Source organism: Bacillus sp. BSL6 (assembly GCF_052928345.1).
On record NZ_JAVGCW010000001.1, the window covers coordinates 371,888 to 388,351 of the forward strand.

A 16,464-nucleotide genomic window follows, 5' to 3' on the forward strand; every position below is an offset into this window, starting at 1 on the left:
TCTTTTAGGCAATTAGTAGATTGGAACATTATATCTGAAAGCTTTTGCTAGAGGATTATTTGTACTTTTGTTATTTCAAAAAAGAGATAATGAAGATCTTAATCTATAGAGGTATGTGCATACATTATTATAGTTGGAGGGAAAGAATAAATGGCTGCAAAATGGGAAAAATTAGAAGGTAACGTAGGCGTTTTAACAATCGAAGTTGATGCTAAAGAAGTAAACAACTCTATCGACGCTGCGTTCAAAAAAGTAGTAAAAACAATCAACGTACCAGGTTTCCGTAAAGGGAAAATGCCTCGTCCGTTATTCGAACAACGCTTTGGTGTTGAATCTTTATACCAAGATGCTTTAGATATCATCTTACCAAAAGCATACGGTGAAGCAATCGATGAAGCTGGTATCTTCCCAGTTGCTCATCCTGAAATCGACATTGAGAAGTTCGAAAAAAATGCTAACCTTATCTTCACTGCAAAAGTTACAGTGAAACCTGAAGTTAAATTAGGTGAGTACAAAGGTTTAGCAGTAGAAAAAGTTGAAACAACTGTAACTGACGAAGATGTAGAGAACGAATTAAAATCTTTACAAGAGCGTCAAGCTGAGCTAGTTGTTAAAGAAGAAGGAACTGTTGAAAACGGTGATACAGCTGTAATCGACTTCGAAGGTTTCGTTGATGGCGAAGCATTTGAAGGCGGAAAAGGCGAAAACTACTCTCTAGCAATCGGTTCTGGTACATTCATCCCAGGTTTCGAAGAGCAATTAATTGGTCTTAAATCTGGTGAGTCTAAAGACGTTGAAGTATCATTCCCAGAAGAGTACCATGCTGCTGAATTAGCTGGCAAACCAGCAACATTCAAAGTAACAGTTCATGAAATCAAAACAAAAGAACTTCCTGAGTTAAACGACGAGTTCGCTAAAGAAGCTGACGAAGCGGTTGCAACTCTTGATGAATTAAAAGCAAAACTTCGCACAAACTTAGAAGAAGGCAAAAAGCACGAAGCTGAGCACAAAGTACGTGACGAAGTAGTAGAATTAGCTGCTGCTAACGCTGAAATCGACATTCCAGAAGCTATGATCGACACTGAGTTAGATCGTATGGTTCGTGAATTCGAGCAACGTTTAAGCCAACAAGGTATGAACCTTGAGCTTTACTACCAATTCACAGGTACTGATGCTGACAAGTTAAAAGAGCAAATGAAAGAAGACGCTCAAAAACGCGTAAGAATCAACCTTGTTCTTGAAGCTATCATTGAAGCTGAAAACATCGAAGTTACTGAAGAAGAAGTAACTGCAGAAGTTGAAAAAATGGCTGAAATGTACGGTATGCCAGTAGACGCTATCAAGCAAGCTCTTGGAAGCGTAGACGCTTTAGCTGAAGATCTTAAAGTTCGTAAAGCTGTAGACTTCTTAGTAGAAAACGCTGCATAATAAAATAACAAGGCGCGATTTTAATCGTGCCTTGTTTTATAAATATAGAAATATATTTATAAAACTTTTCGATGAAGAAGGAAAACTTCCTTAATAAGTCGAATATACATATTTCAAAAGTTTTAAAAACTTTTTATTTGTACATAACTAGTCATATTATTTGTATTTCTCGCCACGTAGTGACATAATATGTATTTACATACGATACATTTATCGTGTACATACGAAGGCAAGAGGTTAGCACTTTGTAAGGGGTGTGAAAATATGTTTAAATTTAATGATGAAAAAGGGCAATTAAAATGTTCTTTCTGTGGTAAAACACAAACGCAAGTCCGAAAGTTAGTTGCAGGTCCAGGTGTTTACATTTGTGACGAGTGTATCGAACTTTGTACTGAAATTGTACAAGAGGAGCTTGCGAAAGACGAAGAAGTAGAATTCAAAGATGTACCGAAACCGGTAGAAATTCGTGAAATTTTAGATGAGTATGTCATCGGACAAGATAACGCGAAAAAAGCACTAGCGGTAGCGGTATATAACCATTACAAACGCATTAATTCTAACAGCAAAATTGATGATGTAGAATTAGCGAAGAGTAATATCGCACTTATCGGGCCAACAGGTAGTGGTAAAACATTACTGGCACAAACGTTAGCGCGTATTTTAAATGTTCCATTTGCAATCGCGGACGCAACATCTTTAACTGAAGCTGGGTACGTTGGGGAAGATGTAGAAAACATCTTACTTAAATTAATCCAAGCAGCTGATTATGATGTAGAGAAAGCGGAAAAAGGAATCATTTATATTGATGAGATTGATAAAGTGGCACGTAAGTCCGAAAATCCATCAATTACACGTGATGTATCTGGTGAAGGTGTGCAGCAGGCACTTCTGAAAATTTTAGAAGGTACTGTAGCAAGCGTTCCACCTCAAGGTGGCCGTAAGCATCCGCATCAAGAGTTTATTCAAATTGATACAACGAATATCTTATTCATCTGTGGTGGAGCGTTTGATGGCATCGAGCCAATTATTAAACGTCGTCTTGGTGAAAAAGTAATTGGATTTGGTTCTGAGAAGAAAAATGCTGATGTAAATGAGAAGCATGTTTTATCTCACGTATTACCAGAGGACCTTTTAAGATTTGGTTTAATTCCAGAGTTTATCGGTCGTCTTCCAGTTATTGCGAACCTAGAGCCGCTTGATGAAGATGCTCTTGTTGATATTTTAACGAAACCGAAAAATGCACTTGTTAAGCAATTCCAAAAACTATTGGAGCTTGACGATGTTGAGTTAGAGTTTGAAGAAGGCGCACTAATTGAGATTGCGAAAAAAGCAATTGAACGTAAAACAGGTGCTCGTGGACTTCGTTCTATTATTGAAGGCTTAATGCTTGAGGTAATGTTCGAGCTACCATCTCGCAAAGATATCGAGAAGTGTATTCTTACAAAAGAAACAGTAGCTGATAATGCAGCACCAAAATTGGTGTTACAAGACGGTACTGTACTTGATACAAAAACATCTGCATAATGCGAAGGAGAAACAGCAATTTTTATAATTGCTGTTTTTCTTTATGTTTAGCTATGTTCCTCCGCGGAAATACTAAGAGATAAAACATTGCGGGAGGAAATAAATGATGAGCTGGACAAATATATTTTTACTTGTTCAACTTGTTTTTGGTGTAATTGTCGGATTGTATTTTTGGCATTTACTTCGAAATCAGCGAACACAAAAAGTTTCAATTGATCGAGAATCGAAAAAAGAATTAGAACAGCTTCGTAAAATGCGCGAGATTTCTTTAACAGAGCCGCTTGCGGAAAAGGTGCGTCCTACATCCTTTTTAGATATTGTAGGGCAAGAGGACGGGATTAAGTCGTTAAAAGCGGCTCTTTGTGGTCCAAACCCGCAACATGTAATTATATATGGTCCGCCAGGTGTCGGAAAGACAGCGGCAGCGCGTCTCGTATTAGAAGAAGCAAAACGAAATCCAAAATCTCCATTTCGCACAAATGCAACATTTATTGAACTGGATGCGACGACAGCTCGGTTTGATGAACGTGGTATTGCAGACCCTTTAATCGGTTCGGTGCATGATCCAATTTATCAAGGTGCTGGTGCGATGGGGCAAGCAGGTATTCCGCAACCGAAAAAAGGTGCGGTAACAGATGCTCACGGTGGTATTTTGTTTATTGATGAGATAGGTGAATTACATCCGATTCAAATGAACAAAATGTTAAAGGTGCTAGAAGATCGAAAAGTGTTTTTGGAAAGTGCATACTATAGTGAAGAAAATACGATGATTCCAACGTATATACATGATATTTTTCAAAAAGGTTTACCAGCCGATTTTCGCTTAGTTGGGGCGACGACACGTTCGCCAGATGAGATACCTCCTGCTATTCGGTCGCGCTGTTTAGAAGTGTTCTTCCGTGAGTTAGATACAGAAGAAATTCAAAAAGTAGCGAAGAATGCGGCTGACAAAGTGGAAATGCAAATCGGTGAAAATGGTATTGAAATGATTGGGATGTATGCGAGAAATGGGCGAGAAGCGATTAATCTTGTACAAATTTCTGCTGGAATGGCAATAAATGAAGAACGTCCTTTCATTAAAGATGAAGATATAGAGTGGGTTGTTCACTCTAGTCAGCTCACACCGAAGTATGAAAAACGCATTTACCCTATTCCGAGAATCGGTCTTGTAAATGGACTTGCTGTATACGGACCAAATACAGGCGCGTTATTAGAAATTGAAGTAACAGCAATCAAGGCGAAAGATAAAGGATCGGTAAATGTTACCGGAATTGTTGAAGAGGAAAGTATTGGTAGTCAAACGAAATCCATTCGTCGTAAAAGTATGGCGAAAGGTTCTGTAGATAATGTATTAACAGTACTTCGATCTCTAGATGTATTGCCAGAAGGGTACGATATACATATTAATTTTCCAGGTGGTATCCCGATTGATGGGCCTTCGGCGGGAATTGCTATGGCAACAGGTGTGTATTCAGCAGTGCATCATACGTATGTGAATAATGAAGTAGCGATGACTGGAGAGATAAGTATACACGGGGAAGTGAAACCTATCGGTGGTGTGTACGCAAAAATAAAAGCTGCGAAAAAGGCAGGAGCTAAGAAAGTTATCATTCCTGCTGAAAACATGCAACCATTTTTGTATACAATAAAAGGAATTGAAATTATTCCTGTTCGGAAGTTGAAGGAAGTATTTGAGCTAACGTTTATACAGGAAAATATACATCGAGAGCTTGATGTACATACTACGATAGACGAAACAGATGCACAATCAATGTGAGAATGAACGATAATAGTATTTGCCAGACTTCGTTTAAGTTTGTATGCTTAAGCGGAGTCTTTTTTCTTTTATAAGGGAGAAAAAACGAGGGATTTACAGTTGCGGAGAATCTCTGCAATTGCATCTAGATGTATTGTAATATAAAATAGTTGAACAGGAGTTTAATTTATTATGGAGGTGCTATGTCTAGTATGAATACGAATGAAAGAATCGTGCCCCTCCTACCATTAAGAGGCGTTCTCGTATATCCAACGATGGTTCTGCATCTTGATGTAGGACGTGATAAATCGATACAAGCACTAGAGCAGGCGGCAATGGATGAAAATATCATCTTTTTAGCAATGCAAAAAGAAATGAATATCGATGATCCGAAAGAAGATGACATATATAGTGTAGGTACAGTGGCGAAAGTGAAGCAAATGTTAAAATTGCCGAACGGTACGCTTCGTGTCCTTGTAGAAGGTTTACATAGAGCAGAAGTAGTAGAGTTTATCGAAGAAGAAAATGTAGTGCAAGTTTCTATTAAAACGATAACGGAAGAAGTGGAAGCTGATTTAGAAGAGAAAGCCCTTATGCGTACATTACTGGAGCATTTTGAACAATATATTAAAGTTTCGAAAAAAGTTTCAAATGAAACATTTGCAACGGTAGCTGATGTAGAAGAGCCAGGAAGATTAGCTGATTTACTTGCTTCTCACTTGCCAATTAAAACGAAGCAGAAACAAGAGATTTTAGAGATCATATCTGTGAAAGAACGATTACATACACTTATTTCAATTATTCAAGATGAACAAGAATTACTTAGTTTAGAAAAGAAAATTGGACAAAAAGTGAAACGTTCAATGGAGCGCACGCAAAAAGAATATTTCTTACGTGAGCAAATGAAGGCGATTCAAACTGAACTTGGCGATAAAGAAGGTAAGGGCGGGGAAGTTGAAGAACTTCGTGAGAAAATTGAACAGTCAGGAATGCCTGAAGAAACAATGAAGGCTGCGCTGAAAGAATTAGATCGTTATGAAAAGTTACCAGCAAGTTCTGCGGAGAGCGGTGTTATTCGAAATTATATCGATTGGTTATTAGCGCTTCCGTGGACAGAAGCAACAGAGGATATGATTGATCTTGCTCATTCTGAAGAGATTTTAAACAAAGATCATTACGGTCTTGAGAAAGTGAAAGAGCGCGTACTGGAATATTTAGCGGTACAGAAGTTAACGAATTCATTAAAAGGGCCTATCCTTTGTTTAGTAGGACCACCTGGGGTCGGAAAAACTTCGTTAGCGCGTTCTATTGCAACATCATTAAATCGTAATTTTGTCCGTGTATCCCTTGGGGGTGTGCGTGATGAATCTGAAATTCGTGGTCACCGTCGTACGTATGTTGGAGCAATGCCAGGACGTATTATTCAAGGTATGAAAAAGGCGAAATCAGTTAATCCAGTTTTCTTATTAGATGAGATTGATAAAATGTCTAACGATTTCCGTGGAGATCCTTCAGCAGCATTACTTGAAGTGTTAGATCCAGAACAAAACCATAACTTCAGTGATCATTATATTGAAGAACCATATGATCTATCGAAAGTTATGTTTGTAGCAACTGCGAATACACTTTCCAGTATTCCAGGTCCGTTACTTGACCGTATGGAAATTATTTCGATTGCTGGCTATACAGAACTTGAAAAAGTTCATATTGCTCGTGAACATTTATTACCGAAACAATTACAAGAGCATGGCTTACGAAAAGGTAATTTACAAGTACGTGATGAAGCGCTTCTTGAAATGATTCGCTATTATACACGTGAGGCTGGTGTTCGTACACTAGAGCGCCAAATTGCAAAGGTTTGTCGTAAAGCAGCAAAAATTATCGTTACAGCAGAACGTAAGCGTATTGTAGTAACAGAGAAAAACGTTGTTGATTTACTTGGTAAGCACATATTCCGTTATGGGCAAGCTGAAAAAACAGACCAAGTTGGTATGGCGACAGGTTTAGCGTATACGGCAGCAGGCGGCGATACACTGGCGATTGAAGTGTCCGTAGCGCCAGGTAAAGGGAAATTAATTTTAACAGGGAAACTTGGGGATGTTATGAAAGAATCCGCACAAGCGGCGTTTAGTTATATTCGTTCTCGTGCAGAAGAGCTTCAGATTGATCCTGATTTCCATGAAAAAAATGATATTCATATTCATGTTCCAGAAGGAGCAGTTCCAAAAGATGGACCGTCAGCAGGTATTACGATGGCAACGGCACTTATTTCTGCGCTAACAGGTATTCCTGTAAGTAAAGAAGTGGGGATGACAGGTGAAATTACACTTCGTGGTCGTGTATTACCGATTGGTGGTTTAAAAGAAAAAACATTAAGTGCTCACCGCGCAGGTTTAACAAAAATTATTTTACCGGCGGAAAATGAGAAAGATTTAGATGATATTCCAGAGAGCGTAAAAGAAAACCTTACGTTTGTGCTTGCATCTCATTTAGATGAAGTATTGGAGCACGCATTAGTAGGAGTGAAACAATGAAAGTAACAAAAGCAGACATTGTAATTAGTGCTGTTAAACCAGAACAATATCCAGACGGTGACTTACCAGAAATCGCATTAGCAGGTCGTTCAAATGTCGGGAAGTCTTCCTTTATTAATAAAATTTTAAATCGTAAAAAGTTAGTACGTATTTCTTCTAAACCAGGAAAAACACAAACATTAAACTTCTTCTTAATTAATGAGATGATGCACTTTGTGGACGTTCCAGGTTACGGATATGCGAAAGTATCTAAAACGGAGCGCGCAGCTTGGGGTAAAATGATTGAAACGTATTTTACAACACGTGAGCAATTAGATGCAGCTGTACTAGTAGTTGATTTACGTCACAAACCAACAAATGATGATGTAATGATGTATGATTTCTTAAAGCATTATGACATTCCAACCATTATTATTGCAACGAAAGCCGATAAAATTCCGAAAGGGAAATGGCAAAAGCATTTAAAAGTTGTAAAAGAAACGCTTGATATTGAAAGTGGCGATGAAGTCGTTCTATTCTCTTCTGAAACAGGACTTGGGAAAGAAGAAGCATGGAAAGCAATTCATAAATTTACAAAAACAAAAAACGCGTGACGAATGTCGCGCGTTTTTTTCTTTATACACTTTTAGCGTACGTTTAATGTAACCTCAATATTTCCTCGTGTTGCTTTCGAATAAGGACATACGCCGTGAGCGGCTTCTATAAGTTCTTGTGCTTCGCTATGTGAAACGCCAGCGACATGTACATCAAGCACAGCGGATAGGCCGAAACCACCATCTGTATCTTTTCCGATAGAAACGTGAGCAGTTACTTCTGTACTTTCTACTTTCACACGTTTCGTACGAATGACAAGTTGTAACGCACTATCAAAACAAGCAGCATAACCAGCTGCAAATAGTTGTTCTGGATTTGTTGCCTCTCCGCCTGCACCACCTAGTGCTTTCGGCATTTTTACATCAAGATTTAATATGCCATCATCTGATACTACTTTTCCATTTCTTCCACCTGTAGCAGTTACTGAAGCAGTATATAATTTATCCATGTTTATTCCCCTTTTCTATCATTAATTGTTTTCATTGTTTCAATTAGTTTATTTAATTGAATTAATAAAGAACGATATTCTTGTTCTGTAATTCCTAAATTTGTTGCCATCGTTGTTGGCAATGAACAAGCCTTATCTTGTAAATCTTTTCCTTGTTCTGTTAATTCAATACACACTTTTCGCTCATCTTCTTTGGAACGAACGCGTTTTACAAGGTTTAATGATTCCATTCGTTTTAACATAGGTGTTAACGTACCGGAATCTAAAAATAGACGTTCTCCAATTTCTTTTACTGTTAGTCCATCTTGCTCCCATAGTACGAGTAAAGTAATGTACTGTGGATACGTAATGCCCATTTCTTCTAAATATGGTCGGTAAAAGCGTGTAACCTCTCTAGAACAAGCATAAATAGAAAAACAAAGTTGATTATCTAGATGCAAAGAATCTTCTGTCATGAATGACTCCTTTCTAATTAAGTTGTGCACAATTTAATTTTGTAAAATCAATATAACGAAAAATAAATACAATGTCAAATACATTGTATTGAGAAAGTTTGTGCTACAATTTGGAACAATCATACATATTTTCCTTCATGATGAAAGAAGATAGGAAAGATGATGTTATAATTCATATGGAATAGTTTCCATCACTTGATTATGAGGGCTTTTTTTGGTAACGTACAAATAGAGTTATTAATTTATAATCATTATAAAGTAGAAAGTTTTTATTCGTTTTACTGAATCTCCTTTCTTACATATGGAGAATAAATAAAAAAATAATCGGTTGTTCACACGATTGTCAGATTCATAAGAGGAAAGTTGTATTATGATAGTAGATAAAGTGATAAAACGGGTGAAGGGGGACATGCTGCGTGCATATTCTTGTTGTTAGTGTAAATTATCGAACAGCCCCTGTAGAATTTCGTGAGAAACTCACATTTCAGGCAGCAGAGCTAGAGCAAGCAATGACGACATTACAAAATCAAAAGAGCGTGTTAGAGAATGTCATTGTATCAACTTGTAATCGCACTGAGATTTATGCTGTTGTCGATCAATTACACACGGGACGGTATTATATTAAGAAGTTTTTAGCTGATTGGTTTCAGCTTGAAATAGAAGAAGTCGCACCATATTTAACTATATTTGAACAAGATGGTGCAATCGATCATTTATTCCGCGTAACGTGCGGTTTAGATTCTATGGTAGTTGGAGAGACGCAAATTTTAGGTCAAATAAAAGATAGCTTTTTAGAAGCGCAGCAAGTAAAAGCAACAGGGACAATTTTTAATGAATTGTTTAAGCAAGTCATTACATTAGCGAAACGTGCTCACTCAGAAACGACAATTGGTGAAAGTGCGATGTCTGTTAGTTATGCTGCTGTTGAGCTAGGAAAGAAAATATTCGGCGAGTTAACAGATTGTCACGTGCTTATTCTCGGTGCTGGTAAAATGGGTGAACTTGCACTACAAAACTTATATGGAAGTGGTGCTCGTAAAGTAACAGTCATGAATAGAACGCTTTCAAAAGCAGAAATAATGGCTGAGAAATATATGGGACACGCAAAACCTTTAAGTGAATTACAATGTGCATTATTAGAAGCTGATATTTTAATTAGTTCAACTGGTGCATCGGATTATGTCATTACGAAAGAGATGATGACAAAGGTAGAGAAAATGCGCTCTGGTCGTCCATTATTTATGGTTGATATTGCAGTGCCGCGTGATATTGATCCAGCAATTGATGAGCTAGAAGGTTCTTTCTTGTATGACATTGATGATTTGCAAGGAGTAGTAGAAGCGAACCGTGCTGAGCGTTTGAAAGAAGCAGAGAAAATTCAATTTATGATTGAAGAGGAAATTGTTGTATTTAAAACGTGGTTAAGTACACTTGGTGTCGTTCCGTTAATATCAGCTCTTCGTGATAAGGCACTTGCTATTCAAAGTGAAACGATGGAAAGTTTGGAACGAAAAATACCAACTCTTAGTGATCGTGAGAGAAAAGTAATTAGTAAGCATACGAAAAGTATTATTAATCAATTATTAAAAGACCCAATTTTAGTAGCGAAAGAAATAGCTGCTGAAGAGGGAGCAGACGAAAAATTAGCGTTATTTGCAAAGATTTTTGATTTAGAAATGGAAGACGTAGAGAGTCGTGCGGAAGAAGTAGAACATAAAAGAGCGTGGACACCATCCGTTCCATCTTTATAATTTGGAAGGATGATCGGATGAGTTTTTTAAATAACAGTATTATTTATCATATTGCAATTATTTTATATGCTTGTAGCATTAGTTTATATTTTATAGATTATTTCCAAAGTAACCGAAAGGCGAACCGATTTGCTTTTTGGTTACTTTCGATTGTATGGGTTCTGCATTCTATTTTTATGTTGCTTAGAGCTACAGATTCAGAAACGAACCCCCTTTTAACCTTATTATCAGGTATTTATTTTTATGTTTGGCTATTGATTACGATGTCGTTAGTCATTAATCGATTTATGAGAATCGATTTTTTAGTCTTTTTTACAAATGTTGTTGCATTTGGCGTAAGCGCTTTTTCTATTTTTACGCCGCTTGGAAAGATGTCGCCGGTACTTGCAGAGCAATTAGTTTCGGAGCTTGTATATGTACATGTCGGTATGGCTATTATTTCTTATGCAACTTTTACTGTATCGTTCATTTTTTCTATTATGTATTTATTGCAATATCGCCTATTAAAAAAGAAAAAATGGAATGCGAGATTAAGAAGGTTAGGGAATTTACCGAAGTTAGAATCGATGTCTTACGGATTAAATTTATTTTCTGTTCCATTTTTCTTACTAGCTATTTTATTAGGATGCATATGGGGATATACAAAATTGGACAATTTCCATTGGTATGATACGAAAGTAATCGGGTCTTTTGTCGTTTTATTTGTATATTGTGCGGGTCTTTATTTACGAGCGGCAGATGTATTGCTAGGGAAGAAAATCGTGCAGTGGAACATCGGAGCATTTCTCGTAATGCTAATTAACATTTTTCTATTAAGCAGTTTATCCAACTTCCACTTTTGGTATTTATAATGAGGAGAGAAAATTATGCGCAAAATTATTGTAGGGTCACGAAAGAGTAAATTAGCATTAACGCAAACAAACTGGTTTATTGATCAGTTAAAAGCGCTAGGTTTACCATATGAATTTGAAGTGAAAGAAATCGTCACAAAAGGTGATGTTATTTTAGATGTTACTCTTTCAAAAGTAGGTGGCAAAGGCTTGTTTGTGAAAGAGATTGAACATGCGCTACTTACGAAAGAAATTGATATGGCTGTACATAGTATGAAAGATATGCCGGCCGTACTTCCAGAAGGATTAATGATTGGTTGTACACCAAAGCGTGTTGACCCTCGTGATGCTTTTATCTCAAAAAACGGAGCGTCGTTTAAAGAGTTAGCAGAAGGCGCTATTTTAGGTACGAGTAGTTTAAGACGTAGTGCACAGCTACTCGCTGCGAGACCAGACTTACAAGTGAAGTGGATTCGCGGAAATATCGATACACGTTTACGCAAATTAAAAGAAGAAGATTACGATGCAATTATTTTAGCGACAGCAGGATTACAAAGAATGGGTTGGGATAATGAAGTTATTACAGAACATTTAGATGAGACGTTATGTGTACCTGCTGTAGGACAAGGTGCATTAGCGATTGAGTGTCGTGAGGATGATAAAGATTTACTGCAGTTGTTAGCTCATATGAATGATGGAGTAACAGAAAAAACAGTGGCAGCAGAACGCGTATTTCTTCATAAACTTGAAGGGGGATGCCAAGTTCCGATCGCTGGATATGCAACTCTTACGGAAAACGATGCAATCGAATTAACAGCTCTTGTCGGGTCTATGGACGGTTCTGTTTTATTGAAAGAGACAGTAGTAGGAACTGATCCAGAGAAAGTAGGATTAGAGGCTGCGGACCGTTTAATTAAACAAGGCGCAAAAGAACTCATTCTTGCTGCAAATAAGGGGCAACGATAAATATGAACGCTCTCGCTGGCAAAACGGTATTGGTTACGCGTGCCCAGCATCAAGCAAAACAAATGAGTGTAGCGGTGAAAGAAAAGAGCGGAATTCCATTGGAAATTCCGCTTTTGCGTATGGAAGGTATGTCTCATAGGCAAATTCAACATATAGCAGGGCAGTTACATTCGTATGACTGGGTTATTTTTACGAGTAAAAATGGGGTAGCTTTTTTTCTAGATCGTTTGAGACAGAAGCTACCTGTAACGACTAAAATTGCTGCAGTAGGTGTGAAAACAAAGTTAGAGTTAGAAAAGCGAGGCTATCGAGTGGATTTTGTTCCAACTTCATTTGTTGCAGAAGTATTTGCAGAAGAGTTTGTAAAAAGATTAAGTGGAAACGAACGTATTTTATTTCCGAAAGGGAATTTAGCAAGAGACGTAATTCCGGTTGCACTTCGCGAAATGGGTGTTTCTCTAGATGAGCTTATCGTATATGGTACGAAAGAAAATGTAGAGAAAAAGCAAGAGCTTATAGAAGCGTTAGAAGTAGGGAAAGTAGACATTATTACATTTACGAGCCCTTCCACTGTTACTAGTTTTGTTCGTTTACTTGAGGATACAAACTGGAGAGAATGGACAAAAAAATGTACAATTGCTTGTATAGGGCCTATTACGGAAAAAGAGGCGAGCCTTTATTTTCCGCATATTATTATGCCGAAAGAGTACACTGTAGAAGCATTACTACAATGTGTTTGTGAATCTATAAAATAAAAGAATGGGGATAGAAATCTATGAACTCTTTACAATTTAATCGTCATCGTCGCTTAAGACAAAGCGGGGGCATGCGTGCGCTTGTGCGTGAAACGTTTTTACATACGGAAGATTTTATTTACCCTATTTTTGTATTAGAAGGAGAGAATGTTCGTAATGAAGTGCCTTCTATGCCAGGCGTATATCAAATATCTTTAGATTTATTGCAAGCTGAAATGCAAGAAGTTGTTGATTTAGGTATTCGTTCTGTTATTGTATTTGGTTTACCTGCTGAAAAAGATGAAGTTGGATCATCAGCATATTGTGATCATGGAATTGTGCAACGTGCGATTCAGCAAATTAAAGGTGAATTCCCTGATCTAGTAGTAGTTGCGGATACATGTTTATGTCAATTCACAAGCCATGGTCATTGCGGTGTAATTGAAGATGGTATTATTTTAAATGACGAGTCTCTTGCAGTTCTTGCAAAAACAGCTGTAAGCCAAGCGAAAGCAGGAGCGGACATTATTGCGCCATCAAACATGATGGACGGATTCGTAACAGCAATTCGCCACGCATTAGATGAAAATGGTTTTGGACATGTACCAGTTATGTCGTACGCTGTTAAATATTCATCAGCATTTTACGGGCCATTCCGTGATGCGGCGCACGGTGCACCGCAATTTGGTGATCGTAAAACATATCAAATGGACCCAGCGAACCGCATGGAAGCATTCCGTGAAGCAGAATCAGATGTAATGGAAGGGGCAGATTTCTTAATTGTAAAGCCAGCTCTTTCTTACTTAGATATCGTTCGTGATGTGAAAAATAACTTTAATTTACCAGTCGTTGCTTATAACGTAAGCGGTGAATATTCAATGATTAAAGCGGCAGCGCAAAATGGCTGGATTAATGAAAAAGAAGTTGTACTTGAAAAATTAATTAGTATGAAACGCGCAGGAGCAGATTTAATTATTACGTATCATGCGAAAGATGCAGCGAGATGGTTACAAGAAGGAGGCGCTAAATAATGAAAAAGTTTGATAAGTCGATTGCAGCGTTTGAAGAGGCTCAAGATTTAATGCCTGGTGGCGTAAATAGCCCAGTTCGTGCTTTTAAGTCTGTCGGTATGAATCCGTTGTTTATGGAGCGTGGAAAAGGCTCTAAAGTATATGATATCGATGGAAATGAATACATCGATTACGTATTATCATGGGGTCCATTAATTCATGGTCATGCAAATGATCGTGTTGTTGAGGCTTTAAAAGCTGTTGCTGAAAGAGGTACGAGCTTCGGTGCTCCAACGGAAATTGAAAATAAATTAGCGAAACTTGTTATTGAGCGTGTTCCATCAATTGAGATTGTGCGTATGGTTAACTCTGGAACAGAAGCGACAATGAGTGCGCTACGTTTAGCTCGTGGTTATACAGGGCGTAACAAAATTTTGAAATTTATCGGTTGTTATCACGGTCATGGTGACTCGTTATTAATTAAAGCGGGTTCTGGTGTAGCAACGCTAGGTTTACCAGATAGCCCTGGTGTACCAGAAGGTGTAGCGAAAAATACGATTACAGTAGCGTATAACGATTTAGAAAGTGTGAAATACGCTTTCGAACAATTCGGTGATGATATTGCTTGTGTCATTGTAGAACCAGTAGCAGGGAATATGGGTGTTGTTCCTCCGCAACCAGGATTTTTAGAAGGTCTTCGTGAAGTAACAGAGCAAAATGGCGCATTGCTTATTTTTGATGAAGTAATGACAGGATTCCGTGTTGCTTATAATTGTGGACAAGGTTATTACGGTGTAACACCTGATTTAACTTGTTTAGGTAAAGTAATCGGTGGTGGATTACCGGTAGGAGCATACGGTGGTAAAGCAGAAATTATGCGCCAAGTTGCACCGAGCGGACCGATTTATCAAGCAGGTACTTTATCAGGTAACCCACTAGCAATGGCAGCAGGTTATGAAACGTTAGTACAGTTAACGCCAGAATCGTATGTAGAATTTGAGCGTAAAGCTGAAATGTTAGAAGCTGGCTTACGTAAAGCGGCTGAAAAACATGGCATTCCACATCATATCAATCGTGCGGGTTCTATGATTGGTATCTTCTTTACAGATGAACCAGTTATTAATTACGATGCAGCAAAATCTTCAAACTTAGAGTTCTTTGCGGCTTACTATCGTGAAATGGTAGAACAAGGTGTATTTTTACCGCCATCTCAATTCGAAGGTTTATTCTTATCGACAGCACATAGTGATGCAGATATTGAAGCGACGATTGCAGCGGCTGAAATTGCAATGTCAAAATTAAAAGCTTAATTGAATAAAAAAATCGCTCTCCGTAAGGGGAGCGATTTTTTTTATTCATAAAGTCAGCTTTCCGTACATAAATCTGTAATGACATATAGTTTGGGAGGGGGAAAAGAAGTGGCAACAGATCATTCATTACGTTTTTCATTAAAAGAATCTGTTTGGTTCCAAAAAGGACAGGAAGTCGAAGAACTTTTGTCAATTTCGTTAGATCCAGACGTTGAGATAGAAGAGCTTGATCATGAGGTAATTGTGAGAGGGCAATTAGATTTAACGGGAGAGTATGTTGCAAGGCAAGATGATTCAGCTTATTCATTAAGAGATCTATCGCCAGCGAAGTCCATTGATTATGTAGAAACGAGAGAAGATGGGGTTAATGAACTTGTTCATTCCTTCCCGCTTGAAATATCAATCCCAAGAAACCGTGTGAAAGTAATTGAAGAACTATATGTATCCATCGAGGAATTTGATTATGAATTAAAGGAAAATGGTTGCTTACAATTATTAGCGGATATATCTATTACAGGATTATGTGATGAAGAACGCATCGAGGATGAAGAGGAAGAGGAAGAAACGGCGTATGCTGAGTTGGAAGTTGATTCAGCGCAAGAGGAGGAAAATAGACCAACACCGCACGTAGAAGAACCAGCTTATAAGGAATCAGATGAGTGGGAAGATTACGCATTTGAACCGTTCCAACTAGAAGAAAGAAAAGAGCAGGAAGTAGAGGAAGAGGAAATAGAAGAACATGAATTTGTAGAGCGTGAAGAGGATATAGAAACAACGCCACAATTTGAATTGTTCGGACGAAAAGATTTCAAGAAAGAACACGCGAAAAAACAAGAAGAACAAGAAGAGGAAACGTATTCACAGCGAGATGAAAATGCACTTTATTTAACGAAATTATTTACGAAAGAACCGGAAGAAGAATTTACAAAGTTAAGAATGTATTTCGTGCAAGAAGGAGATACGATTGAATCGGTTGCAGAACGGTATGAAACATCTGTACAAAACTTATACCGCGTCAATCAAACAGAAGATATATATTTAACTACAGGACAAATTATTTATATTCCTGTTTCAAGAGCAAAAGCGAAATAAGTGAGTGTTTTCACTCACTTATTTTTCTAAAG

Annotated in this window: 14 protein-coding genes; 12 read left to right on the plus strand and 2 right to left on the minus strand. The window is 37.8% G+C overall.

Going from position 1 to position 16,464, the window contains the following annotated elements:
* Positions 1-150: 150 nt before the first annotated feature.
* From tig to ysxC, 5 genes are all read left to right on the plus strand, one after another.
* On the plus strand, positions 151-1,428 hold the full coding sequence (gene tig, locus RCJ96_RS02135) for a trigger factor (protein WP_000729258.1): 1,278 nt from the start codon (positions 151-153) through the stop codon (positions 1,426-1,428).
* A 264-nt stretch (positions 1,429-1,692) separates the two neighbouring features.
* The gene (gene clpX / locus RCJ96_RS02140) at positions 1,693-2,952 is read left to right on the plus strand and encodes an ATP-dependent protease ATP-binding subunit ClpX (protein ID WP_000472282.1); all 1,260 of its coding nucleotides are present in this window, start codon (positions 1,693-1,695) and stop codon (positions 2,950-2,952) included.
* Between the two features lie 106 nt (positions 2,953-3,058).
* Positions 3,059-4,729 carry an ATP-dependent protease LonB gene (gene lonB, locus RCJ96_RS02145; RefSeq protein WP_029141203.1) on the plus strand — a complete coding sequence of 557 codons (1,671 nt, stop codon included), beginning with the start codon at positions 3,059-3,061 and terminating at the stop codon, positions 4,727-4,729.
* A 182-nt stretch (positions 4,730-4,911) separates the two neighbouring features.
* Complete coding sequence (gene lon, locus RCJ96_RS02150) at positions 4,912-7,242, plus strand: endopeptidase La (protein ID WP_316148792.1); 2,331 nt, start codon at positions 4,912-4,914, stop codon at positions 7,240-7,242.
* Positions 7,239-7,835, plus strand: coding sequence for a ribosome biogenesis GTP-binding protein YsxC (ysxC, locus tag RCJ96_RS02155; protein WP_000869113.1), 597 nt, complete (start codon positions 7,239-7,241; stop codon positions 7,833-7,835). The genes lon and ysxC overlap by 4 nt, the downstream gene beginning before the upstream one ends.
* Before the next feature lie 32 nt (positions 7,836-7,867).
* On the opposite strand, the gene RCJ96_RS02160 is transcribed toward ysxC, so the two are convergent.
* Positions 7,868-8,284 carry an organic hydroperoxide resistance protein gene (locus RCJ96_RS02160; protein WP_074607658.1) on the minus strand — a complete coding sequence of 139 codons (417 nt, stop codon included), beginning with the start codon at positions 8,282-8,284 and terminating at the stop codon, positions 7,868-7,870.
* A gap of 2 nt (positions 8,285-8,286) precedes the next feature.
* A complete protein-coding gene (locus RCJ96_RS02165; protein ID WP_000133920.1) occupies positions 8,287-8,739 on the minus strand; it encodes a MarR family winged helix-turn-helix transcriptional regulator in 453 nt (150 codons plus the stop codon).
* A gap of 416 nt (positions 8,740-9,155) precedes the next feature.
* Here RCJ96_RS02165 and hemA point away from each other — a divergent pair, with 416 nt between their 5' ends.
* From hemA to spoVID, 7 genes are all read left to right on the plus strand, one after another.
* Positions 9,156-10,490, plus strand: a complete 1,335-nt coding sequence (hemA, locus tag RCJ96_RS02170; protein ID WP_074607660.1) for a glutamyl-tRNA reductase — start codon at positions 9,156-9,158, stop codon at positions 10,488-10,490.
* A gap of 17 nt (positions 10,491-10,507) precedes the next feature.
* The gene (locus RCJ96_RS02175; protein ID WP_000008995.1) at positions 10,508-11,341 is read left to right on the plus strand and encodes a cytochrome C assembly family protein; all 834 of its coding nucleotides are present in this window, start codon (positions 10,508-10,510) and stop codon (positions 11,339-11,341) included.
* 15 nt (positions 11,342-11,356) lie between these two features.
* Complete coding sequence (gene hemC, locus RCJ96_RS02180; RefSeq protein ID WP_074607662.1) at positions 11,357-12,286, plus strand: hydroxymethylbilane synthase; 930 nt, start codon at positions 11,357-11,359, stop codon at positions 12,284-12,286.
* 2 nt (positions 12,287-12,288) lie between these two features.
* Positions 12,289-13,041 carry a uroporphyrinogen-III synthase gene (gene hemD, locus RCJ96_RS02185; protein ID WP_074607663.1) on the plus strand — a complete coding sequence of 251 codons (753 nt, stop codon included), beginning with the start codon at positions 12,289-12,291 and terminating at the stop codon, positions 13,039-13,041.
* Between the two features lie 20 nt (positions 13,042-13,061).
* Positions 13,062-14,051 (plus strand): porphobilinogen synthase, encoded by a 990-nt coding sequence (hemB, locus tag RCJ96_RS02190; protein WP_001087058.1) that lies wholly within the window; start codon positions 13,062-13,064, stop codon positions 14,049-14,051.
* On the plus strand, positions 14,051-15,340 hold the full coding sequence (gene hemL / locus RCJ96_RS02195) for a glutamate-1-semialdehyde 2,1-aminomutase (RefSeq protein WP_000712928.1): 1,290 nt from the start codon (positions 14,051-14,053) through the stop codon (positions 15,338-15,340). Before hemB ends, hemL begins: the two co-directional genes overlap by 1 nt.
* Before the next feature lie 78 nt (positions 15,341-15,418).
* On the plus strand, positions 15,419-16,432 hold the full coding sequence (gene spoVID, locus RCJ96_RS02200) for a stage VI sporulation protein D (protein ID WP_316148791.1): 1,014 nt from the start codon (positions 15,419-15,421) through the stop codon (positions 16,430-16,432).
* Positions 16,433-16,464 lie beyond the last annotated feature (32 nt).

Coding starts and splice junctions, on each gene's coding strand:
- tig (WP_000729258.1), top strand. CDS start 151: ATGGCTGCAAAATGGGAAAAATTAGAAGGTAACGTAGGCGTTTTAACA.
- clpX (WP_000472282.1), top strand. CDS start 1,693: ATGTTTAAATTTAATGATGAAAAAGGGCAATTAAAATGTTCTTTCTGT.
- lonB (WP_029141203.1), top strand. CDS start 3,059: ATGAGCTGGACAAATATATTTTTACTTGTTCAACTTGTTTTTGGTGTA.
- lon (WP_316148792.1), top strand. CDS start 4,912: ATGTCTAGTATGAATACGAATGAAAGAATCGTGCCCCTCCTACCATTA.
- ysxC (WP_000869113.1), top strand. CDS start 7,239: ATGAAAGTAACAAAAGCAGACATTGTAATTAGTGCTGTTAAACCAGAA.
- RCJ96_RS02160 (WP_074607658.1), bottom strand. CDS start 8,284: ATGGATAAATTATATACTGCTTCAGTAACTGCTACAGGTGGAAGAAAT.
- RCJ96_RS02165 (WP_000133920.1), bottom strand. CDS start 8,739: ATGACAGAAGATTCTTTGCATCTAGATAATCAACTTTGTTTTTCTATT.
- RCJ96_RS02175 (WP_000008995.1), top strand. CDS start 10,508: ATGAGTTTTTTAAATAACAGTATTATTTATCATATTGCAATTATTTTA.
- hemC (WP_074607662.1), top strand. CDS start 11,357: ATGCGCAAAATTATTGTAGGGTCACGAAAGAGTAAATTAGCATTAACG.
- hemD (WP_074607663.1), top strand. CDS start 12,289: ATGAACGCTCTCGCTGGCAAAACGGTATTGGTTACGCGTGCCCAGCAT.
- hemB (WP_001087058.1), top strand. CDS start 13,062: ATGAACTCTTTACAATTTAATCGTCATCGTCGCTTAAGACAAAGCGGG.
- hemL (WP_000712928.1), top strand. CDS start 14,051: ATGAAAAAGTTTGATAAGTCGATTGCAGCGTTTGAAGAGGCTCAAGAT.
- spoVID (WP_316148791.1), top strand. CDS start 15,419: ATGACATATAGTTTGGGAGGGGGAAAAGAAGTGGCAACAGATCATTCA.